Annotated in this window: 23 protein-coding genes; 9 read left to right on the top strand and 14 right to left on the bottom strand. The window is 69.2% G+C overall.

What is annotated here, in order from left to right; translation table 11 throughout:
* Positions 1-92 precede the first annotated feature (92 nt).
* The 7 genes from VGZ32_RS27205 to VGZ32_RS27175 all read right to left on the bottom strand — a co-directional run bounded on the left by VGZ32_RS27205 (position 93) and on the right by VGZ32_RS27175 (position 6,812).
* On the bottom strand, positions 93-449 hold the full coding sequence (locus VGZ32_RS27205) for a VOC family protein (protein WP_326889076.1): 357 nt from the start codon (positions 447-449) through the stop codon (positions 93-95).
* Between the two features lie 55 nt (positions 450-504).
* Entirely contained in the window at positions 505-1,356 is an 852-nt protein-coding gene (locus VGZ32_RS27200) for a DUF72 domain-containing protein (RefSeq protein ID WP_326889075.1), read from the bottom strand.
* Between the two features lie 20 nt (positions 1,357-1,376).
* Positions 1,377-1,970 carry a TOPRIM nucleotidyl transferase/hydrolase domain-containing protein gene (locus VGZ32_RS27195; RefSeq protein ID WP_326889074.1) on the bottom strand — a complete coding sequence of 198 codons (594 nt, stop codon included), beginning with the start codon at positions 1,968-1,970 and terminating at the stop codon, positions 1,377-1,379.
* Between the two features lie 103 nt (positions 1,971-2,073).
* Positions 2,074-3,012: a TIGR03619 family F420-dependent LLM class oxidoreductase gene (locus VGZ32_RS27190; RefSeq protein WP_326889073.1), complete on the bottom strand. Its 939-nt coding sequence runs from the start codon at positions 3,010-3,012 to the stop codon at positions 2,074-2,076.
* Between the two features lie 100 nt (positions 3,013-3,112).
* Complete coding sequence (locus VGZ32_RS27185; protein ID WP_326889072.1) at positions 3,113-5,473, bottom strand: FtsX-like permease family protein; 2,361 nt, start codon at positions 5,471-5,473, stop codon at positions 3,113-3,115.
* Positions 5,473-6,288 (bottom strand): ABC transporter ATP-binding protein, encoded by an 816-nt coding sequence (locus VGZ32_RS27180; protein WP_326889071.1) that lies wholly within the window; start codon positions 6,286-6,288, stop codon positions 5,473-5,475. Before VGZ32_RS27180 ends, VGZ32_RS27185 begins: the two co-directional genes overlap by 1 nt.
* Positions 6,288-6,812, bottom strand: a complete 525-nt coding sequence (locus VGZ32_RS27175) for a PadR family transcriptional regulator (RefSeq protein ID WP_326889070.1) — start codon at positions 6,810-6,812, stop codon at positions 6,288-6,290. The genes VGZ32_RS27180 and VGZ32_RS27175 overlap by 1 nt, the downstream gene beginning before the upstream one ends.
* Positions 6,813-7,019: 207 nt before the next feature.
* On the opposite strand from VGZ32_RS27175, the gene VGZ32_RS27170 reads away from it, so the two are divergent.
* From VGZ32_RS27170 to VGZ32_RS27155, 4 genes are all read left to right on the top strand, one after another.
* A complete protein-coding gene (locus VGZ32_RS27170) occupies positions 7,020-7,373 on the top strand; it encodes a hypothetical protein (protein ID WP_326889069.1) in 354 nt (117 codons plus the stop codon).
* A 101-nt stretch (positions 7,374-7,474) separates the two neighbouring features.
* Positions 7,475-8,521 carry a hypothetical protein gene (locus VGZ32_RS27165; RefSeq protein ID WP_326889068.1) on the top strand — a complete coding sequence of 349 codons (1,047 nt, stop codon included), beginning with the start codon at positions 7,475-7,477 and terminating at the stop codon, positions 8,519-8,521.
* 52 nt (positions 8,522-8,573) lie between these two features.
* Complete coding sequence (locus VGZ32_RS27160) at positions 8,574-9,203, top strand: DJ-1/PfpI family protein (protein WP_326889067.1); 630 nt, start codon at positions 8,574-8,576, stop codon at positions 9,201-9,203.
* Positions 9,200-9,655 carry a MarR family winged helix-turn-helix transcriptional regulator gene (locus VGZ32_RS27155; RefSeq protein ID WP_326889066.1) on the top strand — a complete coding sequence of 152 codons (456 nt, stop codon included), beginning with the start codon at positions 9,200-9,202 and terminating at the stop codon, positions 9,653-9,655. Before VGZ32_RS27160 ends, VGZ32_RS27155 begins: the two co-directional genes overlap by 4 nt.
* Before the next feature lie 89 nt (positions 9,656-9,744).
* On the opposite strand, the gene VGZ32_RS27150 is transcribed toward VGZ32_RS27155, so the two are convergent.
* The 3 genes from VGZ32_RS27150 to VGZ32_RS27140 form a co-directional block, all read right to left on the bottom strand.
* Positions 9,745-10,386 carry a DedA family protein gene (locus tag VGZ32_RS27150; RefSeq protein ID WP_326889065.1) on the bottom strand — a complete coding sequence of 214 codons (642 nt, stop codon included), beginning with the start codon at positions 10,384-10,386 and terminating at the stop codon, positions 9,745-9,747.
* Positions 10,387-10,613: 227 nt separating this feature from the next.
* Complete coding sequence (locus VGZ32_RS27145) at positions 10,614-11,111, bottom strand: SRPBCC domain-containing protein (RefSeq protein ID WP_326889064.1); 498 nt, start codon at positions 11,109-11,111, stop codon at positions 10,614-10,616.
* Positions 11,108-11,446 (bottom strand): metalloregulator ArsR/SmtB family transcription factor, encoded by a 339-nt coding sequence (locus VGZ32_RS27140; protein WP_326889063.1) that lies wholly within the window; start codon positions 11,444-11,446, stop codon positions 11,108-11,110. The genes VGZ32_RS27145 and VGZ32_RS27140 overlap by 4 nt, the downstream gene beginning before the upstream one ends.
* A gap of 79 nt (positions 11,447-11,525) precedes the next feature.
* Between VGZ32_RS27140 and VGZ32_RS27135 the strand changes: the two genes are divergently transcribed.
* Positions 11,526-11,837, top strand: coding sequence for an antibiotic biosynthesis monooxygenase family protein (locus VGZ32_RS27135; protein ID WP_326889062.1), 312 nt, complete (start codon positions 11,526-11,528; stop codon positions 11,835-11,837).
* Between the two features lie 205 nt (positions 11,838-12,042).
* Here VGZ32_RS27135 and VGZ32_RS27130 read toward each other — a convergent pair whose 3' ends face one another.
* Entirely contained in the window at positions 12,043-13,491 is a 1,449-nt protein-coding gene (locus VGZ32_RS27130; protein WP_326889061.1) for an SPFH domain-containing protein, read from the bottom strand.
* Between the two features lie 420 nt (positions 13,492-13,911).
* Positions 13,912-14,805 (bottom strand): SGNH/GDSL hydrolase family protein, encoded by an 894-nt coding sequence (locus VGZ32_RS27125; RefSeq protein ID WP_326889060.1) that lies wholly within the window; start codon positions 14,803-14,805, stop codon positions 13,912-13,914.
* A 239-nt stretch (positions 14,806-15,044) separates the two neighbouring features.
* Between VGZ32_RS27125 and VGZ32_RS27120 the strand changes: the two genes are divergently transcribed.
* Positions 15,045-16,286, top strand: coding sequence for a low temperature requirement protein A (locus VGZ32_RS27120; protein ID WP_326889059.1), 1,242 nt, complete (start codon positions 15,045-15,047; stop codon positions 16,284-16,286).
* Between the two features lie 56 nt (positions 16,287-16,342).
* On the opposite strand, the gene VGZ32_RS27115 is transcribed toward VGZ32_RS27120, so the two are convergent.
* Complete coding sequence (locus tag VGZ32_RS27115; RefSeq protein WP_326889058.1) at positions 16,343-17,728, bottom strand: cystathionine beta-synthase; 1,386 nt, start codon at positions 17,726-17,728, stop codon at positions 16,343-16,345.
* Positions 17,729-17,922: 194 nt separating this feature from the next.
* On the opposite strand from VGZ32_RS27115, the gene VGZ32_RS27110 reads away from it, so the two are divergent.
* Together VGZ32_RS27110 and VGZ32_RS27105 are read left to right on the top strand one after the other, a co-directional pair.
* Positions 17,923-18,807, top strand: a complete 885-nt coding sequence (locus tag VGZ32_RS27110; RefSeq protein WP_326889056.1) for an SGNH/GDSL hydrolase family protein — start codon at positions 17,923-17,925, stop codon at positions 18,805-18,807.
* A gap of 62 nt (positions 18,808-18,869) precedes the next feature.
* A complete protein-coding gene (locus VGZ32_RS27105; RefSeq protein ID WP_326889054.1) occupies positions 18,870-20,090 on the top strand; it encodes an acetyl-CoA C-acetyltransferase in 1,221 nt (406 codons plus the stop codon).
* Positions 20,091-20,153: 63 nt separating this feature from the next.
* Here VGZ32_RS27105 and VGZ32_RS27100 read toward each other — a convergent pair whose 3' ends face one another.
* Positions 20,154-20,549 carry a hypothetical protein gene (locus VGZ32_RS27100; RefSeq protein ID WP_326889053.1) on the bottom strand — a complete coding sequence of 132 codons (396 nt, stop codon included), beginning with the start codon at positions 20,547-20,549 and terminating at the stop codon, positions 20,154-20,156.
* Positions 20,550-20,883: 334 nt separating this feature from the next.
* Here VGZ32_RS27100 and VGZ32_RS27095 point away from each other — a divergent pair, with 334 nt between their 5' ends.
* Positions 20,884-21,114, top strand: coding sequence for a DUF4287 domain-containing protein (locus tag VGZ32_RS27095; protein ID WP_326889052.1), 231 nt, complete (start codon positions 20,884-20,886; stop codon positions 21,112-21,114).
* Positions 21,115-21,525: the final 411 nt, after the last annotated feature.

Raw genomic sequence — 21,525 nt, 5'->3', positions numbered from 1 at the left:
GCGGCATCCTCGTCCAGGGGTTCGTGAAGGACGTGGCCGTTGAGGCCTAGGAAGAGCCAGGTGATGTCAGCTGGCTCGTCTGGGTCGGTCGATCAGTTCAGGCAGAGGCAGAAGGGGTGCCCAGCCGGGTCGAGGAACACCCGGAAGGTCGTGCCGGGCTGATGCTCGTGCCGGGTCGCGCCGAGTTCGAGCACCGCCGCCTCCGCGGCGTCGAGATCGTCGACGACGACGTCGAGGTGCATCTGCTGCGGCACCTCTTGAGCCGGCCATTTCGGTGCGGTGTAGCCCTCCACCTCTTGGAAGGAGATGCACTGGCCGTACTCGGCTCGGATCTCGACCCAGCCGGGTGCGACTTCGACCTTCCAGTCCAGCATTGCGCCGTAGAAGGCCGCGAGGGCGCCAGCGTCGGGACAGTCGATGACGATGCTCGGGAAGCGTGCGATTGCCATGCCGCGCACGCTACCTGCCATTACGGACGATCGACGTCCGGATTTGCAGCGAAGCTCAGAAAAGCGTCGGCGGGCCTGCGGGAATGGGCTCCGGAAGGGGTTCGAGCTGTGGCAGGCGAGCGCGCACCTCGTCGTGGAATCGTCGGGCGAGGACGAGTGCGTCGGCGTTGTCCGGGGTGTGGATGAACATGGTCGGGGAGCGGCCCTCGCGCAGCCAGTCGACGACCGTGTCGAGCCAGGGCTGCCAGCCTTCGGCCGTGCGCTCGGGGTCGTCGCGGCCGATGTAGCGGACGACGGGATGGTTTGTGAGCGCTTTCGTGCGCCGGGGCACGCGCGGCTTCTTGCGCCAGGCCTCGCGTTCCATGTCACTGACCGGCTCGCCGTCGAACAGCACGGCGGTGTCGAACGTGACCCACTCCGCGCCGACGCTGCCGAGAATCTCCTCCAAGCTCTGCTCCCACCGCGCGTCCTCGAAGAACGCCCTGTGCCGGACTTCCACCGCATACCGGTATTCGCCTGGAAGCCGGCGCAGGAACCCGGCCAGCGTGCCAAGACCGTTCGGGATGAACGACGGTGGCAATTGGATCCACAGCGCGTGAATGCGCGGGCCTAACGGTTCAACGGCGGCGAGGAAGCCGCGCAGCAGGTCGTCGACGTCGGTGAGGCGGCGTTCATGGGTGATCGGCCTTGGCAGCTTGAGCAGGAATCGAAAGTCGGGCGCGGTCTGCTCAGCCCAGGACTTGACCGTGTCCAGCGACGGCGTGGCGTAGAACGTCGTGTTGCCCTCCACCGCATTGCACCAGGACGCGTAGGAGCGGAGGCGATCCGCTGGCGGCAGCGGGTTGGGAAAATGGCGCGCCTGCCAGGCTGGATGTGTCCACATCGCGCAGCCGACGTGGAGTTCCATGGGTCCGAGCGTAGCGTGACTCACACGTAGTCGAGGACTGCGGCAAGCGGCCGTGGCACCCGATCGAGCTCGACGGCCTCTGCCATAAGGCGCGCGTACCGCTGCTTTCCACCCGACCGGCCTCCCATGAGGCGGCGCAGCTGATGGTGCAGGCCGCGATCACGCAACGCCGGCTGGCGCTGCAACCGGTGGAACGAGGTGATCTCGCCCGCGGCCTCGACGATCTCCAGGACCTGTTCGGCCCCGACGGCTCGGATCAGCTCGTCCTCCAGGTCCGCCGAGCAGACGAAGAACCCGTGCGCTTCCAGTTCACCTTCGACGGCTGACGTCTCCGAGCAGAGGCCGACGCGCGCGAGTCCACGACGAAAGTGGCGCTCCTCCGCGCTGTCATAGAGCCCTGCGATTCTTACGTCGAGTCCGGACGGACCGTACCGGTCGAGGTAATGGCCGATGTTCGTGGCGCCGTTCATCGCCAGGACGTGGACGCCCTCGGCATGGAGATCCCTGCCGCGCCGCCGGGCCAACACCTCCAGAGCCGACCGGTCGCTCATCCCCTCGACGAGTACGACCGCCTGCGGAATCACCTCCGCCGCCAGGCTCTGGTCCGTCTCCACCATCCCCACGGTAGCCCGCCGCGCGGTGTGACGAGCAGCAATTATTCGCCCAGCCGGACCTCATGCGCTGCAGATCGCGCTGTGCCGGAGCGATGCGCCGCGATCAGTACGCAGCGGCGGACGGCGCGAGCGCGCGGATGATCCCCTCGGCGTATGCGGTCGCCGCGGCCGGGTCCACGTCGGGGTGGCCGATCAGCGGATCCCAGTTCAGGTCGTAGAAGAGCTCGGTGACGCCTTGCGCGGCCAGCCACGCGGCGTCGTCGCGGATCTGCTCGAACGAGCCGGACAGCCGCAACCGCTCGCCGTCCGGACCGGCCGTTCCCTCGCCGAGCGGATCGGGCCGAACGACGCCGCGGCAGACGATGCGAAGCGCCTCGGGGTCGCGGCCTGCATCCTCGGCCGCCGCGCGGACGAGCGCGATGTCCTCGCCGATCCGCGACAGTTGCGTACCGCTGCGGCTCATCCAGCCGTCCGCCAGGCGCCCGGCCCGCGACAGCGCCGCGGGGACGCTCCCGCCGAGCAGCACCGGCGGCCCGGGCCGCTGGACGGGCTTGGGGTCCATGCGACTCGGCGGCACGGTGTAGAACTCGCCGTCGAAGCTGCTCACGCCGTCGGCCCACAGCGTCCTCAGCACCGCGATGTACTCCGCGGTGCGCGGCCCGCGCCGGTGCGTCGGGGCCCCCGTCGCGGCGAATTCGACCGGCGACCACCCGGCGCCCAGGCCCAGATCGAACCGGCCGCCCGAGAGCACGTCGAGCGTGGACGCCTGCTTTGCGAGGTACACCGGGGAGACGAACGGCAGGTTCACCAACGCCACACCGAGCCGGAGGCGCGAGGTGTGCGCGGCGGCGTATGTCAACGCGAGCAACGGGTCCAGGACGCTGCGGTACACCGGCTCGGCCGGATGGTCCGCAGGCACGAGCAACCGCTGGAAGGTCCACAGCGAGTCGTACCCGAGCTCTTCCGCCAGACGCGAGAAGTGGGCGAGACCCTGCGGCCCCGCCCACGCCCCCGAAACCGGTGCGCCCACTCCGATCTTCATGCGCGCACCCTATCTCCGCTGCGCGAGCAACCCTGCCAACGACGCGGCCCGCATGCATGAAGACTCGCGCTACGGGCACGCAGCGTGACCCGAAATTCGGCTATTCGAATCGCGCGTTCTGCGTTCTCGTGATGCGACCGAGGAACGGCAGTGTGGAGGCGATGACCAGGAGCGAGACCACCAGCCCGACGCCCATCGTGACGTAGTACGCGCCACCCGGGGTCGGCACGGGCGTACCGCTCGGCGCGATCTTCACCGCCGCCAGCACGGCCAGGCCGTAGCCGGTGCCCGCGGCCAGGATCGTCGCGGCGGCGAGCGGGAGCACGGCCTCGAGCGCGACCACGCGGTACAGCACCAACGGCGACGTGCCGCTGAGCCGCAGCAGCGTGAACGGCCGCTTGCGCTCAACCAGGCCGCCGCCGACCGCGACCGCCAGACTTGCCCCGGCGACCAGCAGCGTCAGCAGGACCGCGGCGTTCATGATGCGGTCGATGACAGTGCTGACGGTCTCACGCACCACCACCTCCTCGCCGAACGTTCTCGGTGCGAGGCCGGACAGGGACATCGGCGTATGCGTGACCAGATACGTGCGCACGCGTTCGAGCGTGGCCGGGTCGTTCACCTTCACCAGCACCGCCTGGAGATCCAGGGCGCTGAAGTCGTTCGAGGCTGAGGAGCTTGACGACGTGACGATGGGCCGGGTGCTGTACAGGGGATTGTCGGTGGTCAGGTTGCTTGTGTCGGCCTGGACCGCTGTCCGCCCGGGAGCGCACGTGCCGAGCGCCGGGATCTGGGCGAGGGCCGCACAGCCGACGACCGAGTTGGCCTGCTGATCCGGTCCGTCCTCGGTCGGGGGAGGAACCGAGCTGACGTTGCCGCCCTGCTGCGCGGATCCGCCGCCGCCAGGAGCTCTGGGCGGACCGCCCTTGCCCGGCTGTACGGCGATCTGTGGCGGCGAGTAGATCGGTACCACGGCAGCACCCTGAATCGCCTGCAACCCGTGTACGAGCGCGGTGCTCGTCGCGGGCGGCAGGCCGGCGATGTCGCCCGTGGTATTCGGGCCGCCGCCACCGCCGCCGCAGTTGACTTCGTTGCCGCAGACGTCGGAGGGCGTGAACGTGTCGATCAGCACGTCGGAGAGCGCTTGGGCGTTCGGCGTCGCGGTCGTCCGATTGACCGTCGGCATCAGGCCGGCCAGCATGCTGCCGAGGAACACGGCGAGAACCAGACCGCTGACGGACCGGAACGCGGCCCGCGGATTGTCCGCGAGCCGACGCGCGGCCAGCAGCGGCGCGGGACCGCTGGCGAGCGCCGCGGTCAGGCGCGCCGCCTGCGCGGTCAGCCACGGCCCGGCGACGACGAGCCCGATGAGGATCAGCAGCAGTCCTGGATAGGTGCCGGCGCCGATGTTCTCGGGCGAAGTCGTCACGATCCCGAGCATGAACAGCGCGATGCCCAGTACCAGGACGGAGATCCGGCCGATGCCCGGCGCGGGCGGCGTCTGCCGGCGGCTGACGCCGAGCGGGGAGATGCGCACCCGGCGCAGCGAGATCAGGGCCGCGATGGCCGAGGCGAGCGGAACGCCTATCAGCATCGCGAGATAGCCGGCCGCGGTCGGCGTCACCGCGTAGGCGAAGTAGCGCGCGCCGGTCGGCGAGTGGTCCGCCAGCACCGGTCGGACCAGCTCGAACAGCCCGATGCCGAGCACCGCGCCGAACAGGGCGCTGACGGTCGCGTCGACCGAGGCGATCACGTTGATCTGCCTGTTCGTGGCGCCGACCAGCCGCAGCGCGGCGTAGCGCTCCTCACGGCGGGCGGCGGCGAGCCGGGTCGCCGAGCCGATCAGGATGAGGATCGGGAAGACGAACGCGACCGCGCCGACCGCGAAGGCGTAGCGGAAGTAGTTCGTCCACACGGACGTCTGCGGGCCGGCGGCGATCCGGTCCACGCGAATGGTGAAGGGCAGGTTTTGGAGCTGGCTCGGCTGATAGCCGACGAACACGACGAGGTCGTCGGGGCCGGTCAGGGCTTTGTCGCCGATCGTGCCGATCTCGCTGCCGGGGAAACGGTCGCCGAGTTCGTCGCGCGGCGTGGAGTCGATCAGGGCCGTGAGAGCGGGCGAGGCGTAGTACTCGCCCGGGCCCGGCAGTCTGCTGATTCCGGGCGGAACCGGCGCGTCCGGGCCGAGTGCGGCGACGTCGAGCCGCTGGATGCTGCGCCCCTCGAAGACGTCCGCGGTGTAGCTCCAAAGCTCGGTGTTCGAGTTCGACCCGCCGGCGGCGGCCATGGGCTGCGTGGACTGCCAGGAGGGCTGGCTGTTCGTGTACTGAAAGCCGTGGAACTCGGCGAGGACGCAGAGCAGGACGGTGACGCCCGCGGCAACTGCGGCCATGGTGACCAGCAGCCGGGTGAGCGCTTCCCTCCCGCTGCGCAGCGTGAGGCGTAATCCGAGGCGGTACATCAGCGCACGACCTCGCTCGCGGTTTCGGCCGGGGCGATGACTTTGCCGTCGCGGACCATGACCATCCGCTCGGCGTAGGCGGCGACCCGCGCGTCGTGCGTCACGAGCACCACCGTCGCGTTCTCCTGGCGCGCGGTCTCGATGAGCAGGTCCATCACCCGCTCGCCGGTCAGCGAGTCCAGCGAACCGGTGGGCTCGTCGGCGAAGACGACGCGCGGCCGTGGCGCGAGGGCGCGCGCTATGGCCACCCGCTGCGCCTGGCCGCCGGACAGCTCGCCGGTGCGCCGGGCGCCGAGGTCCGCCAAGCCCAGCCGATCCAGCCACGAAGCGGCCTTCTGATACGCCTCCTTGCGCTTCACCCCGCTCAGCAGCAGCGGCAGCGCGACGTTGTCCGCGGTGGTCAGTTCGGGAACGAGCTGACCGAACTGGAAGACGAACCCGAAGCTGGTCCGGCGCAGCACGGTGCGCTCGGCGTCGCTGAGGGTGTCGATACGGCGGCCGTCGAAGATCACCTCGCCCGCGTCCGGCGTGTAGATCCCCGCCAGACAGTGCAGCAGGGTGGACTTGCCCGAGCCGCTGGGGCCCATCACGGCAAGGATCTCGCCGGCGCCGACCGCGAGATCGGCGCCTCGAAGCGCAGGGGTCTGACCGAAGGACCGGTACACGCCCCTGGTCTCCAGCAGAGTGCCGCGGGAAACCGGCGCGGCCTCGGCCTCGGCCTCGGCCTCGGCAGCCGAAGCCGAAGCCGAAGCCGAAGTGACCGTGGTGGCGGGGGCGGCCTGTGAATGCATCATCGTCTCAGGACTCTCGTTCATCAGAGGCGCACCATCTCTTTCAGAGCGCCCAGTCGCGCCTCGGTGACATCGATCCAGCGGAGATCGGCTTCCAGGTGGAAAAGGCCGTAGTCGGCCAGCAGCATCTCGACCTTCGTCCCGGTCCGGCGCACCTCGGTCAGCTCGCGCATCCGCCGCATGTGCGCTGCGCGCTGGGTGTCGAGATAGTGCGCGGCGTCGCGGCCGAGCATCAGTGCGAGCACGACTTTGGCGAACAGCACGGACTGCAGGTGCGGCTCCGGCTCGGCGGGGTTGGCCAGCCAGGACTCGACCTCGTCGCGCCCCGTCTCGGTGATGGAGTAGCGCCGGCGCTCCGGCCCGCCGCCCGGCTCGGCCTCCCCGGCCGTCACCTTCCCGTCCCGGGCCAGCCGGCCCAGGGTCGCGTACACCTGCCCGAAGGGCAGCGGCTTGTCCCGTCCGAAGAACTCGTCGTAGAGCCGCTTGAGGTCGTATCCGTGGCTGGGCTGCCGATCAAGCAGCCCGAGCAGGGTCAGAGGAACGCTCACGATCCGAGAATACACTGAGGGTATACTCTGAGGAAGTAGTTTAAGAGAGCGGCCGTTAGCCCAGGTCAAAGCCCTAGGGCAGGCCAACCCGCGCGGCGTGATCGTTTTAGGCGCCCATCACCGGGCGGCTACGCTCCGTCATCGCGCGTCTAGCCGCAGCGGCGTGTCTCCGTTCGAGCTCCCGTAGCCCCGGGGAATGATGTGGGTATGGCAGACCTGTATCGCGACCGATGGATCACCTGTACCGAGGACGGGATCGAGATCCGCTGGTACTACCTCTGGGGGCACAAGGAGATCCCGTACTCGGCGATCCGCTCGGCTCGGCGCGTGCGACTTAGTGCGCTGCGCGGCAAGGGCCGCATCTGGGGCACGGCGAATCTGCGCTACTGGGCGAGTCTCGACCCCGGCAGGCCGGGCAAGCAGATCGGGATCGTTCTCGGCGTCGGCAGCCGGGTGAGCCCGTTCATCACGCCGGACGACCCGTCGGCTGTCGCGGAGATCATCAGAGAGCGGTCCGGTCTGAAGGAGATCCCCCTCGAGGAGGCCGGCCCGATCGTCTGATGCGCACGGTCGTCGAGCCCTGAGGGGAACCTGCCGCTCCCGCGCCCCGTCCAAGGTGCACTGGCTCCCGATCACGGGGCCTTCACGGGAGGGCGGGGCACATGCGCAGAGGTCTCCGAATCAGCTTTCTCATCCCGGCGGCACTGGCGGCGCTGACTGGCCTGACCGCCTGCCAGACGGCGAGCTCCGGCCCGCCCCCGGGTGGCTTTTCCCGCGCCACCACGGGCCAGCCGGGCAATACTGGCCAGTCGGATCAGTCGAATCAGCCCTCGGCGTTCGGGCTCGGCGACCGATGTCCTGCCACATCGACCGACCCCGCCGTGCAGAAGCTGAGCACCGACCGGGTCGACGTCCCACTTCCCGCCGGTTTCCACCCGGTCAAAGCCGTGCGGTGCAGTTCGGAGCTGCGCACGGTGCCAGGCAACGGTGTGTGGCAGGCCGACGAGGCCGACGTCGCCGATTCAGGCCTCGCGCCGCTGCTCGCGGCACTGAAACTCCCCTCCGCGCCGAGCACCCAAGGCATCTGCACCGCCGTGGGCTTCGTGCGGCCGAACTTCGCCCTGGTCGACGCGGGCGGGGTGGTCGTGCGTCCGAAGCTGCCCGAAGACGGGTGCGGGGTGCCGTTTGAGCAGGTCCTGATAGCACTGAATGCGCTGCCCTGGCGCGCTGAGGCCGACCAGATGGTGGTTCAGGTCCAGACCCAGGAAGAGTCCGACACCGGCTGCGAGTCGTCTTACAAGGACCTGTTCGAACTGCCGCTTGTGGGCCCGGCTCCGCTCCCGTGGAGCAAAGAGCACCCCTCCGAAAACGTCTCTCCGACGACGGTGTGTGTCTACGCCGAGCCCTCGACCCACGGAGCGGCCGAGACGTCCTCCGGCGTACAGGGCGCGGTCGGCGCGTTCACCCACGGCGTCAAGCTGACAGCGTCACAGCAGGCTGCAATAGACGCAGCGCTCAACCAGGCGTCCGACACGGCTGTCCCCATCTGCGCGACTCCCGCCACTCGGTTCGCGGAACTCGTCGGTCCGGACATACTCACCGTCGCGCTAGAACTCGACGGCTGCCATCGGCTGAAGTGGCCGAACGCCTTCACCGACGCCGCACCCGCCTCCCTGCTGCAAGCCCTCGCCGCGGCCGGAATCGCCTAGCGCACCTTAACCAAAATTAACAGTAGCCTGTCCAATTGACAGAATGCTGTCCATGATCGAGCTGAAGATTGTTCACGTGGCCGTGTACGACACGCTTGCCGACTGGGAGGTCGGGCACACAATCGCCCATATTCGATCCGCCGCCTACCAGCACTCCCCCGGCCGCTATGACGTGGTGACCGTCGCGCAGAGCAGCGAGCCGGTCACCACCGTCGGCGGTATGCGGATCCTGCCCGACGTGGTGCTTGACGAGCTTGACCCGGCCGATTCGGCCATGCTGATCCTGCCCGGAGCCAGCAACTGGAACGAGCCCAGCGGTAACGCGCGATTTGCCAGGGCCGCCCGGCAGTTCTTGGAATCCGGGGTGCCGATCGCGGCGATCTGCGGCGCTACCCTCGGCCTTGCCCGCGAAGGACTATTGGACGATCGGGACCACACCAGTGGCGCGGCCGCCTACTTGGCCGCCTCGGGCTACGCCGGTGGCGCGCACTATCGTGAGGCCGCCGCCGTCACCGACCGCAACCTCATCACCGCCGGCCCCACCAACCCGATCGAGTTCGCCCGCGAAGTACTGGCGCTGCTCGATGTGTACAGCCCCGAGGTACTCGACGCCTGGTACCGCTTGTTCGCGCACTCCGACGCGAGCGCGTTCCCGGTTCTGATGGCGGCGGGCGCACAGTGAGCAGCCCACCGACCGATCCAGCGCAACTGCTATCGGGTACCGCACTCACGGTCTTCCGGCTCAACGGACAGCTGCTGGAGGTCTCTGAGAAGCTGGCCCGGCCGGCGGGCCTGACCGCGGCCTGGTGGCAGGTGCTCGGCGCGGTGGTGGGCGGGCCGCTGCCGGTCGCCGGGATCGCCCGAGCGATGGGCATCACCCGCCAAAGCGTGCAGCGCATCGCCGACCTCCTGGTCGACAAGCGCTTGGCCGAGTACCAGCCGAACCCCGCTCACGCCCGCGCCAAACTGCTGGTGCTCACTGAAGACGGCCGGGCCGCGCTGGCCCGGATCGGCCCGGCGCACCGGGCGATGGCGCAGCAACTCGCCGGACAGCTCGGCACCGAGGGATTTCAGCAGGTGCTGACTGCTCTGCAAACTCTGACCGCGGCACTGGACGCGATCACATCGGATTGAGATCGCGAGGTGGTCCCCGGACTTCAGCCCCCCTTTTTCAGACACCGCGCCTGAAGTGGACAGACTGGCGGGGGCGATGTTACAGCCCCCTAACTCGGCCCTGGCGGGCGCTGGTTTCGGCGGCGTCGGTGGCGGACGACAATCAGCACGATGACGATCACGGCTGCGGAGGCGAGCAGGTAGAGGGAGTAGCGGCCGACTTGCCGGTAGATGGTTTCGATATGGCCGCCGGCCAGGTAGCCGACGCTGGTCCAGGTGCCGACCCACAGAACGGCGCCGAGGGCGTTGAAGAGCACGAACTTGCGCCAGTGCATGCCGGTGGTGCCCGCGACGATGCCGTTGGCTTGGCGCAGTCCTTCGATGAACCGGGCGAAGGCCACGATGGCGCCGCCGCGTCGGGTGAAGAAGCTCTCTGCTTTGCTCAGCCGCTCTTCGGTCAGCCGGACGTAGCGGCCATAGCGCAGCACGAGGGCGCGCCCGCCGAAGTGGCCGATGGCGTAGCCGGTGTTGTCACCGAGCATTGCCGCGGCGAAGGCGACGACGCCCACGGCTACGATGTTCAGCCGCCCGGCCCCGGCGTAGGCGGACGCGGCGATCAGGACCGTCTCGCCCGGGGCGGGCACGCCGAAGTCCTCGACGAACAGCAGGAACGCGACGGCCAGGTAGCCCCAGCGGTCGAGCACCGGAGCGAGGGTCTGCAGGAACCCGGGCAGCTGGACCGGTGCGCTCATCGGTAGGGCTCTCCTCGGTCTGGGTGCTGCGCGGGCGTGGCACACTGGCGGGCGGTCGGCCGGCACCGCCACCACAGAACTTCTACGGTGTAGTTGGTGCGCGTCGTGGCGCATCTGCCGCTGGTATCCCGCTGCTGTCCGCTCCGCTGGCGCGGATGCTGACGGGGCGGGTCGAACCGCGGGCGGTGACCTTGCAGTCCTCGATGCGCGAGGCATTACCCGCCCGCTCATCGACGATTGCGAGCACCTGCGTGCGGTTCCCGGGAAGACTCGTTGCTCACGGTCGCGGACGCTGCGAGTCCGTCCGCGAGCTGGTCGGCGATCTTCGCCCAGCCGTGCTCGTGGCGGATGCGCACGTCAGGAGGCAGCATCGCATGCCGGATCGTCATCAGGGTGTCCCCGTTCCCCTGCGGATCCAGGTGCACCGAGACCGTGGTCACCAGGTCCGGATCCGGCCAGAGGGAGCAAGACCAGGTGAAGCGCAGCAGCCGCGGTCGGTCCAAGGCGAGGAAAGTGCCGCTGACGAAGAACTGCTCGCCCTCGTCCTCGATGTCGATGCGCAGCTCCCCGCCGACCTGCGGATCCAAGGCCACCCTGAGGCAGCGGGCCGGGCGCGGACACATCCACTCCGTCAACGCTTCAGGGTCCAGCCACTCGTCGTAGACAACGTTCGGCGGCGCGGGCAGCGTCGTGCGCACAACCACGACGGGAGAGGTATCGGTCATGCCTCTGGCTCCCTTCGGCTGCGCTCCAGGCGGGCCGCGAGGGCGTCGGCGCGCGAAGACCAGAACTCGGTCTGTTCGCGGATCCACCGCTCGGCCGTCTCCAGGGCGTCCGGCCGCAGCGCGACCCAGTGCTCGCGTCCGCGTCTCTCGCGCTGCACCAGCCCGGCCGCCTCGAGGACACCGACGTGCCGGGAGACCCCGGCGAAGGTCATCGGGAACGGCGCGGCCAGGTCGGTGATCCTTGCGCCGCCCGCGCGCAAAGCCACGATCAGCGCGCGGCGCGTCGGATCGGCGAGGGCGGCGTAGGTGCGGTCGAGCGCCGGATCTTCAAGCATGTTGTTGACTATAGCCGGGCGCCAATATTCAATGAACTCGTTGAACGATGACTGCGTCCGGCAGACCAGGGAGCCGACCATGCCGATCTACCAGACCGCCCACTACCAGGTAAAAGAGTCCGCCGTGCCCAAGGTTTTGGCAGCGATTGAGACCTTCGTCGCCTATGTCACCGACCACGAACCGGGCACCCGGATGTACTCAGCCTGGCAGCAGCAGGACGACCCGACCAAGTTCGTCCACCTGTTCATCTTCGAGGACGAGGCCGCGCACCAGACGCACGGCGCGTCGGACGCGGTGCGGCGGTTCGAGGAGGTCTACCGGCCGGAGTTGGTCGACGGGCCAGTCGTCTTCACCGACTACCAGCGCGTCGCCTCCAACGACCCGAAGTAGACCGGGCGTGAAGACCATCCACCGCGTCGTCGACACCGACGCCGAGGTGCGCAAAGTCTGGTCCCCGCTCCCCTGGCAAGGCGCTGTGTCAGGGGCCGGCTGCGGCGCGGCCCACTGACTTTGAAGGTACGTCACGGTTTCCGGCGTCACGGAGCGGTCCGGCGTGCCGTCTTGGACAAATGCGACACGCCGGACGCCGAATCGATCAGAGTCCGGGCTTGAGCGCCTGCACGACCGCCGTCAGCTGCGCGACCAGCCCGGCCAGCGAAGCGGAGTCGTGCCCGCCGAGGTTGACGGCCTTGTACTCGGCCGGCGCCGGCAGCCTCTCGGCGATCTGCGGCAGGGCGCCGATCAGCTCGGCCTGGAGGCTGGCCGCCGAACGCGCGTTCCCGATCTCGGCGCGGATCTGTTCCCGCTCGAGCTCGAGCATCGCGCGCTCATGGTCGGCCTGCACCCGGGCCCGCGCCGCGGCGAGTTCGGCCTCCAGCCGCAGCCGGCCGAGCTCCTGCTCCTGCCCGATCCGCAGGCGCGCCATCTCGCCCTCCTGCTCGTGGCGCTCCCGCTCGAGGTTCAGCGCGTGCAGGTGGGTCTGGTTGCGGGCCTCGGCCGCCTCCCGCTGGTTCTCCTGCGCCTGCTGCTCACGCCGGGCTTGCTCGGCGGCCTCCCGGTCGAAGGCCGCGGCCTCGTTGCGGGACCGCAGCTCGGCCAGGTCGCGCTCGTCCGCCAGCCGGCGGGTCTCCTGGCGCCGGGTCTCGGCCATGCGGCTCTCGGTGACCGCGCCGTCGGCGGCGAGTTCGGCGAGGGCGGCCAGGCGCCCCTGCTCAGCGCGGAACGGCTTCTGCAGGTTCTCCCACAGCCGCGCCGAGCTGACCACCGCCTCCTTGATCTGCACAGTCACGATGCGCAGGCCGAGTCCCTCACCGGAGCCGCCGGCGCCCTCGCCCTCCGCGACCGCGCGCAGCCGGGCGGTCAGCTCCTCGATGATCGGCTGGCGGTCGCTGAGCACCTCGTGCACGCTCATGGTGGCGACCTTGTCCTTGATCGCGGCCTCGGCCTGCTCCTTGAGCTGCAGGTTGACCAGGCGCATCGGCTCGGCGGGGTCGCTGAAGTCGAGCTTGCGGTAGGCGGTCGAGAAATCGTGGATGATCCACTGCACGTAGGCCTGGACCAGCACGCCCTGCAACTCGCGGCAAATGCAGAAGGCGTTGAGCAGGATCGTCTGCATCGCGCCGGGAACGGCCAGGAAGGCGTCGGTCTGCGGGTTGTAGCGGAACGACACCCCGAGACCGACGTGCAGCGGCTCGGCCTTGCCGCGGCGGGTGTGGACCACGAACGCGTTGGGCGGCACCAGGACCGTCTTCCAGCGGCCCACGCCGGTGATGCGCACCTCGACGCCGTTATGGGCGGCATCCTGTTCCGCACCGAAGTGCTCCTGGAGCGACCGCGAACGCCTGGCCCCGGCCGCGGCCGCGCTGCGCGCCGGGCCTACCGCCTTCGGCATGGGCGCGGCCCCAGGCAGCGGCGCAGGCATGGGCACCGCGCCGGCCATCTGGGGCGCCGGGGCCGTGGCGCGCTTGGAGCGCAGATCGGACTCGAGCTGCTCCTGCTGGGCCATGACCTGGTCGAGGTAGGTGTTGCGGTTCCCGTCCGACATAATCCCCCTCCTGTTCCTGCAGAACACTGCGAGCGGACCATATCAGGGGGTTCCGTCAGCCAGGACATGTCTGCCGAGAGCCCCGGCCAGCGGCTGCTGACGTCGCCGTAGACCTGTCTCTGCCAGGGCCGGCGCGACTACGATCAAGAACCGGACTGGAACCCGCGTTCGGGAAGGGGCAGCTGATACGGCAGCCTCAGTTCGTGATCTGACGTGTGCGGTCGCAGTGTGCGATGAGATGGTCGGGCACGCGGGCGGCCACCGCGCGATCATGCAGGCATCCCAGCGATGTTGAGGCGGAGGACTCTGCTCCTCTTGGCACGCCGTAGGGGACCTCGAGGCGACGTGTCCATCCGAAGAGTTGCCGGGCCACGATCCCCGGTAGCGCAGAGACGCTATCGACTCGCGGCCCGGTACGGATCAGCGACCCAACACGGCGTCGAATGTGTCGGCGATCTCCTCGTAGCCCGTCGCGTTCGCGTGAATGTTGGGTCCGACCGGCGCCGGAGCGCACATCCAGGTCCACTGGCAGATCCGGGCGACGTTCAGCGGGACCTCGACCGTGGGCGTCAGGGGCACCAGCGGAGTGAAGTCCTCCGTGTCGAAGCGGCCTGAGACGTCGGCGACCGGGACGCGGAACGCTTTGTACACGTCGCCGATCGTGTCGTTCAGCGTCTCACCGAGCTTCACGGACGCGGTGGCGACCGGCTGTCCTGCGGGGCCGGTAAGCCATTCGGCGAGGAAGGGGTCGTAGTAGTTCATCGCGGCGAAGGTCGTGCGCGGGCCGGCCGCGCCCTTGAGCTTCGCAAGGATCTGCGGCAGGTTGGCGGCGACGTCGTTGAGGCCCTGGGCGACGCACGTCTGGTCGATGCCTTGGCTCAGGCAGCCGTCCACATCGTTCGCGCCGATGTCGACGGTCACCAGGATCCGCGCGTGTTCGTGCGCCTTAAGGAACGCGACGGCCGCATCGGTCTGGTCTGCGTACGCGTGCGGAGCCGGGCAGCCGCCGTGCAGCATCGTGTCGGTGGACTCGCCGGGGCAGGCCAGGTTCACGAACTTCAGGTCGTCGTCCCGGCGCTGGAGATCGGCGGCGATGTCAGACGCATAGCCCTGCGACGTGATGACGCTCTGGCCGCTCGCGTTGGGCTGCACGCCGGCGGCGAGCGAGTCGCCGAGCGCGAGGTAGTAGTCGAACCGCGGCAGATGGGTGTCGCGGTCGTGTCCGGCGGCCGATTCCGCCGCGGCCGGTCCGGTGACCGCCATGACGGCGGCAAGCGTCCCCGCCAGCGCCAGCATTCGCGCGTGTCGCACCATTGCCCCCCTCTATTCGCTTGTTCGTCGATACGCGGCCAGCAGATTGCAGGTCGCTTGTTACGCGCAGACTAACGGCGGCCAGTCTAGAAAAACAGCGGCTTCGAGGACGTGACTCAGCGGCTTCATAAGCTGGGTCCCGTTTACAAATCGGTCGCCCGCGAGACCGCCACGGTCGTCAAGGACACCGAACGCGAATCCTCACCGCGCACCCCAGTGACCTGGTGGGCTACTGTGCGAGCGTGAGCGACGCCGGGCTGCACACCGACGCACCGATGAGCGACGCGCGCCCCGAATCAGGCGACGGCCTTTCCGCCGCCTCGCACGGCCAGCGCGTCAGCTGGGCCGAGCTCTACTTCGACCTCGTGTTCGTCTTCGCGGTCACCCAGGTCGCCGCGGCGGCGCAGACGGCACGGTCGGCGACGGAGGTCGGGCGCGCGCTGGTGCTGTTCGTGCCCTTCTGGTGGGCGTGGGTGGGCGTCTCGATCCTGTACAACGGGGTCGAGCTGGTCGGTGCCAGGCGCCACCTGAAGGTGTTCGCGATCGGCCTTTTCGCCTTCGTGATGTCGATCTCCGTCCCCGACGCGTACGGCTCACGCGGCGTGGACTTCGCAGTGGCCTACTTCGCCATCAGGGCGCTGCTCGTGTGGGCGATCACCCGTCGGGGCTTCTTTCCCGGCTGGCTCAACCCGTACGTCCTCTCGACTACCGTCAGCGCACCGCTGCTCTTGATCGGCGCGCTGACGCCGTTGCCCACCCGCGGCTGGATCTGGCTCGCCGTCGCGATGATCGAACTGGTCAATCCCACGCTGCTCGGCCGCCGCCTCGACGGACTGCGCTTCGACGCAGCGCACCTGCCGGAGCGATTCGGCTTGTTCGTCATCATCGCTCTCGGCGAGGTGTTGGTCGGCGTCGGAGTGCAGGAGTCGCGCCAAGGGCTCGGCGGCGTCGCGCTGACCGCCCTGGTCCTGGCGTTCATCCTGACCTGCGCGCTCTGGTGGACCTACTTCCACTTCGGGGCCCCGGCGCTCGAGCACGCGCTGCGTGGCGCTCGCATCCAGTCGACGCTGGTGCGGTCAGTGTTCAGCCACGGCCACCTGGCAATGGTGACCGGCCTGATCCTGATCGCCGCCGGGCTCGCACAGGCCGTGCGGACCCCGACCGCCACACCCTCAGGCGTCCACGCATACTTCCTCGGCATCGGCACGGCGCTCTACGTACTCACGTTCTGCTACACGCGTATGCGCATGTTCGGCGGAATCGGCGTATTGCGCCTTGTCGCCGGACTGCTCGCGGCGCTAGTCGCAGTCATCGGCCCATACGTGCCGCTGCTCGCGACGCTCAGTGCCCTGACCGCGATCCTCATCGCGCTCAACGTCACAGAGTCCTGGCGGGTCGCTTCCGGCCGGCCGCTGCTCGTGCTGCGGACCGGCCGGGGCGCGATTCCGGACTCCGGTTACTCGACAAGCGTTCCCGCACGCTGAGGCGCGCTCCGTCGCGCTGGGGTGCGGACTTAAACCCGAGCCCTGAGCCTTAAGCCCTAAGCGCGTCCGCCTTTCCCGCTGGCGAGAAAGGCCAGCAGGTCCTGACGCGAGACCACCGTCCGCGGCTTGCCCTCGATCAGCACCACCGCCGCGTCCGCCTTCTCCAGCACCGCCATTAGGGCGCTGATCGGCTCGCCAGAGCCCACCTGCGGCAGCGGTGCGGACTTGTGGTCCTCGAGCGGGTCCTCCAGTCGCGCGCGGCCGACGAACAGCGCGTCGAGCAGATCGCGCTCCACGATCGAGCCGACGATCTCCGCCGCCATCACCGGCGGCTCCTCCTTGACCAGCGGCATCTGGCTGACCCCGTACTCGCGCAGGGTCGCGATCGCCTGGCCGACCGTTTCGTGCGGGTGCATGTGGACCAGGTCCGGCAGCGTCTCGCCCTTGCCCGCCAGCACGTCCGCGACCGAGGCCTCGGCGCTGGACGGGGTCAGGAAGCCGTAGTCCGCCATCCAGTCGTCATTGAAGATCTTCGACAGGTAGCCCCTCCCGGAGTCCGGCAGCAGGACGACCACCACATCATCGGCCGTAAGCCGTTCGGCGTAGCGCAGGGCGGCGACGACGGCCATCCCGCAGGACCCGCCGACCAGCAGCCCCTCCTCGCGGGCCAGCCGCCGGGTCATGGTGAACGAGTCCTTGTCCGACACCGCGATGACCTCGTCGGTCACACTCGGGTCGTAGCAGTCGGGCCAGAAGTCCTCTCCTACGCCCTCCACCAGGTACGGCCGCCCCGTGCCGCCGGAATAGACCGAACCCTCGGGGTCCGCGCCGATGATCTTCACTCGTCCGCCGGACACCTCCTTGAGGTATCTGCCCGTCCCGCTGATCGTCCCGCCGGTGCCGACGCCGGTCACGAACGCCGTGACCCGCCCGTCCGTCTGCTCCCAGATCTCGGGGCCGGTCGAGTGATAGTGCGACAGTGGATTGTTCGGATTGGAGTACTGGTCCGGCTTCCACGCCCCCGGGATCTCGCTCACCAGCCGATTCGACACGTTGTAGTACGAGTCAGGGTGCTCCGGGGCGACCGCCGTCGGGCATACGACCACCTCCGCGCCGTACGCCCGCAGCACGTTGATCTTGTCCTGGGAGACCTTGTCAGGGCAGACGAAGACGCACTTGTAGCCCCTGCGCTGCGCGACCATGGCCAGCCCGACGCCGGTGTTCCCGCTGGTCGGTTCAACGATCGTGCCGCCGCGTTTTAGCTCACCTGAAGCTTCGGCTGCTTCGATCATCCTCAAGGCGATCCGGTCCTTGACCGAGCCTCCGGGATTGAGGTACTCCACCTTGGCCAGCACGGTGGCGGCGAGACCCTGGGTGACCGAGTTCAGCTTGACCAGCGGAGTATTGCCGACCAGGTCGACGACGGACTCGACGTAACGCATCCTGGGCCTTTCGGGCGGCCGCTTCGTGGGCGGCGAGAGGACTTATAGGCGATGCCACCAGGTTATGTGGTGGAGGGCGTTTGTCCGCCATTCGTCAACCGGTACCGGGTATCTTCCTACTCTGGGGCTTACTTGGATCAACCCGGGGGCGGGGCGGTCGTCGGGGCGGAGCCTTGAGGAGGAGGGATGACCGGATGGCGCTGCTGAACGCGAAACGGGTGGTCGCCGCGGCGGCAATGGGCGGGGGCGGCTTAACCGTGCTGACCGGGGCGTCGATCGGCCTGGTGATGGCTGAGGCGAAGCTGGCCAGGCGGGCGATCGGGCACGCGGTCGAGGTGCCGCCGCGGGCCGACGGACTGTTCGGGCGCAACCCGCGCGCGCCCCGGCCGGCCCCCGAGCTGGAGCACCGCCCGCTGCGCTTCGCCATGCTCGGGGACTCCACGGCGGCCGGATACGGGGTAGAGACGGCGGAGCAGACCCCTGGCGCCCTGCTCGCGGCCGCCCTCGCAGCGCACTCGGGACGCCAAGTGCTGCTCGCCAACGTCGCCCGAGTCGGTGCCCGCTCGGACCGGCTCTCCGAGCAGATCGACACCCTCCTCGCGGACGGCCCCGACGCGGCGCCGCAGGTCGCCACGATCATGATCGGCGCGAACGACATCACACACCGCATGCCGATCACCGAATCCGTCGCACACCTGAGCGACGCGGTCGCCCGGCTGCGCGAGGCGGGCTGCGAGGTCGTCGTAGGCACCTGTCCTGACCTGGGCACGATCCGACCGATCCAGCCGCCGCTGCGCTGGCTGGTGCGCCGCTGGAGCCGACGTCTCGCGATGGCGCAGGCCCGCGCCGTGTACGGGGCGGGCGGCCGCTCCGTACCCATAGGCGCCCTGCTCGGCCCGGAGTTCGACGCACGTTCTGAACTGTTCGGCCCTGACCGCTTCCACCCGTCAGCCGAGGGCTATGCGACCGCCGCGGCAGCCGTGCTGCCCGCGCTCGCAGCCGCCGTGTGGAATCTCGATCGTCCGGTGCAAAGCCCTGCGCAGACGGTCGCGGCGGTGCCCACGCTTACCGGCCAGTAACTTATCCGGTAGCGTCAGGAGAGACACCGTAGTCAGCACGCTGTGCACTAAGGAGCTTCCCCATGCCTGACGCAGTGATCGTCGCCACTGCGCGCACGCCGATCGGCCGCGCGTTCAAGGGTTCGCTGAAGGAATTGCGTCCCGACGACCTGGCCGTCACCGCCGTGCGCGCGGCCCTCGACAAGGTCCCCCAACTCGACCCGCGCGAGATCGACGACCTCATGCTCGGCTGTGGCCTGCCCGGCGGCGCCTCGGGCTTCAACATGGGCCGCGTGGTGGCGGTCCTGCTCGGCTACGACCACCTGCCCGGTACGACAATCACCCGCTACTGCTCGTCCTCGCTTCAGACCACGCGGATGGCGATGCACGCGATCAAGGCGGGCGAGGGCGACGTGTTCATCTCCGCGGGCGTCGAATCGGTCTCCAGCTACAACCTCGGCAACTCCGACACGCTGCCGGACACCGAGAACCCGCTGTTCACCGATGCCAAGGCCCGCACCGTGGCGCGCGCCGAGGCCGGTGCACCGATCTGGACCGATCCGCGGACCGAGGGCGCTGTCCCCGACGTCTACATCGCGATGGGCCAGACCGCCGAGAACCTCGCGCAGATCAAGGGAATCACCCGGCGCGAGCAGGACGAGTTCGGCGTGCGATCGCAGAACCTCGCCGAGAAGGCCATCGCCGACGGGTTCTGGGCAAGGGAGATCACGCCCGTCACGCTGCCCGACGGCAGAACAGTCGCGGCGGACGACGGCCCGCGTCCGGGCGTCACGATGGAGGGCGTCGAAGCGCTCAATCCGGTGTTCCGCCCCGACGGAACGGTGACCGCGGGCAACTGCTGCCCGCTGAACGACGGCGCCGCGGCGGTCGTGGTCATGTCCGACACCAAGGCCCGCGAGCTCGGCATCACCCCGCTGGCCCGCATCGTCTCGACCGGCGTCACCGCGCTCTCGCCCGAGATCATGGGCCTCGGCCCGGTCGAGTCCAGCCAGCAGGCGCTTGCCCGTGCGGGGATGTCAATCGGCGACATCGACCTCGTCGAGATCAACGAGGCGTTCGCGGCGCAGGTCATCCCGTCCTACCGGGACCTCGGCATCGACATCGACCGCTTGAACGTCAACGGCGGCGCGATCGCGGTGGGTCACCCGTTCGGCATGACCGGCGCCCGCATCACCACGACGCTGCTGAACTCGCTCCAGTGGCACGACAAGCAGATCGGCCTGGAGACGATGTGCGTCGGCGGAGGTCAGGGCATGGCCATGATCCTCGAGCGCCTGTCCTAGCCGACGGACCCACCGACCCGAACGCCCAGACCGACGGACGGGACTCGCGTCGGTCCGCACGGATCACATCGCCGCCCTTAACTCCCCCACCTCGCGCAGCACCATGTCGGCGACGGCCCCGGCGGGCACCCTCCGCCCGTCGGGCCCCCACACCGGCTCATCCGCGTCGACGCCGCGCAGCCCGACGACCAAGTCGTGCCCGGTGACCGCGATCTGATCCCCCACCACAAACACGCCGTCGAACGGAACGTCCCTCCACAAGGGCACCCCAGAAGCACGCTCCTCCACCCCCTGCCCGGCGCGCGCGAGGAGCACAGCAGCCTCGTGACCAGCCGCGGCGCGCGACCGCCCGTCCGGTAGCGAGCGGAGGAGTTTGGACTGAGGCAGCGAGCGGAACAGGGACGCCAGGCGGCTGACGGCTTCGGCCAGCAGTTCGGTGCGGTGGTCGGTATCGATCACCTGCCCAGGCTATGCCCTCGGACTGCCGTGCCGCACACCAGGGAAAGAGAAAGGCACGAGACCCCATCAGCCGGGGCTCGCCGGGACCACCCCGACGGACGGCAACATCTCGTCCAACATCAGACGACAAAAGCAAGAAAAGAACTAGCCCTCGAGGGGTTGCCTCAGCCTTCGCGGTCAGGCAAAGTCGATGTCACGGAGCGGTTACGCGCATCGCCGGCTCCTCCTTCGCACGAGGCCCCCGGAAAGGGCCCGGAGCACAACAATCCGCCCGACAGCACCTGGCAGCCGTCCACCCCATTCCACCCTCAGCCGCACCACCGGGAGACGCCCAATGTCGCTGCATCACTCGGAACAGACCCATCGGAACCTGCTCGCCCGCCTGCCCGACGCCACGGGCCGCGCCCTCACTGACTGGTTCCACGAGGTCGACGCCGGGCCGGCCCTGCTGCGCTTCGAGGAGCGCGTTAACTGGTTGCGGGCCGAGTACAACCTGTCGCACGGTTTCGCCACTGCGATCATCCACGAGCACGACGTGCGCCGCGCAGGCCGCGCCTTCGCGTAGCCAGAGCAACGCGCCGTCGCGTAGCGAGAGCAAGCGGCACGCGCGGGCAACCGAACGAACCAACGGCAGTCGCGAGAACAAGCAGCCGAGCAGACAATCGGACTGCCAAACAGACAGCGCCAGCACTAGGCGGCGGCACAGCAGCGCGAACGCCGCCAAGCCGATCCGACATGGCCCGCGTCCAGGCAAGCCCAGTCCAAGCCAAGTCGTCCCCAGACCCCAAGAAGCCGACGTTCCAGAGGCGATGCGCTCCGCGCCGTCCGCCCCGCATGCTCCCCTGCGCCCCCGCGACCGGCACGGTCTGTCCGCCAGACCAGATACGCTGTGCCCGTGCGGCTCACTCCCGCGCGCCCGGATGGCGGAATGGCAGACGCAGGGAGCTTAAACCTCCCGGACCGTGAGGTCGTACGG

It is taken from the genome of Actinocrinis sp. (assembly GCF_035938995.1).
Lineage (GTDB): Bacteria > Actinomycetota > Actinomycetes > Streptomycetales > Catenulisporaceae > DASZGI01.
This window is presented reverse-complemented; position numbering and strand designations above follow the sequence as displayed.

Excerpts from the sequence above, each read along its gene's own strand:
- VGZ32_RS27160 (WP_326889067.1), top strand. The coding sequence starts at position 8,574 with ATGATCGAGCTGAAGATTGTTCACGTGGCCGTGTACGACACGCTTGCC.
- VGZ32_RS27165 (WP_326889068.1), top strand. The coding sequence starts at position 7,475 with ATGCGCAGAGGTCTCCGAATCAGCTTTCTCATCCCGGCGGCACTGGCG.
- VGZ32_RS27105 (WP_326889054.1), top strand. The coding sequence starts at position 18,870 with ATGCCTGACGCAGTGATCGTCGCCACTGCGCGCACGCCGATCGGCCGC.
- VGZ32_RS27150 (WP_326889065.1), bottom strand. The coding sequence starts at position 10,386 with ATGAGCGCACCGGTCCAGCTGCCCGGGTTCCTGCAGACCCTCGCTCCG.
- VGZ32_RS27140 (WP_326889063.1), bottom strand. The coding sequence starts at position 11,446 with ATGCTTGAAGATCCGGCGCTCGACCGCACCTACGCCGCCCTCGCCGAT.
- VGZ32_RS27180 (WP_326889071.1), bottom strand. The coding sequence starts at position 6,288 with ATGAACGAGAGTCCTGAGACGATGATGCATTCACAGGCCGCCCCCGCC.
- VGZ32_RS27095 (WP_326889052.1), top strand. The coding sequence starts at position 20,884 with ATGTCGCTGCATCACTCGGAACAGACCCATCGGAACCTGCTCGCCCGC.
- VGZ32_RS27125 (WP_326889060.1), bottom strand. The coding sequence starts at position 14,805 with ATGGTGCGACACGCGCGAATGCTGGCGCTGGCGGGGACGCTTGCCGCC.
- VGZ32_RS27185 (WP_326889072.1), bottom strand. The coding sequence starts at position 5,473 with ATGTACCGCCTCGGATTACGCCTCACGCTGCGCAGCGGGAGGGAAGCG.
- VGZ32_RS27205 (WP_326889076.1), bottom strand. The coding sequence starts at position 449 with ATGGCAATCGCACGCTTCCCGAGCATCGTCATCGACTGTCCCGACGCT.
- VGZ32_RS27110 (WP_326889056.1), top strand. The coding sequence starts at position 17,923 with ATGGCGCTGCTGAACGCGAAACGGGTGGTCGCCGCGGCGGCAATGGGC.
- VGZ32_RS27145 (WP_326889064.1), bottom strand. The coding sequence starts at position 11,111 with ATGACCGATACCTCTCCCGTCGTGGTTGTGCGCACGACGCTGCCCGCG.
- VGZ32_RS27130 (WP_326889061.1), bottom strand. The coding sequence starts at position 13,491 with ATGTCGGACGGGAACCGCAACACCTACCTCGACCAGGTCATGGCCCAG.
- VGZ32_RS27115 (WP_326889058.1), bottom strand. The coding sequence starts at position 17,728 with ATGCGTTACGTCGAGTCCGTCGTCGACCTGGTCGGCAATACTCCGCTG.
- VGZ32_RS27170 (WP_326889069.1), top strand. The coding sequence starts at position 7,020 with ATGGCAGACCTGTATCGCGACCGATGGATCACCTGTACCGAGGACGGG.
- VGZ32_RS27190 (WP_326889073.1), bottom strand. The coding sequence starts at position 3,012 with ATGAAGATCGGAGTGGGCGCACCGGTTTCGGGGGCGTGGGCGGGGCCG.
- VGZ32_RS27135 (WP_326889062.1), top strand. The coding sequence starts at position 11,526 with ATGCCGATCTACCAGACCGCCCACTACCAGGTAAAAGAGTCCGCCGTG.
- VGZ32_RS27200 (WP_326889075.1), bottom strand. The coding sequence starts at position 1,356 with ATGGAACTCCACGTCGGCTGCGCGATGTGGACACATCCAGCCTGGCAG.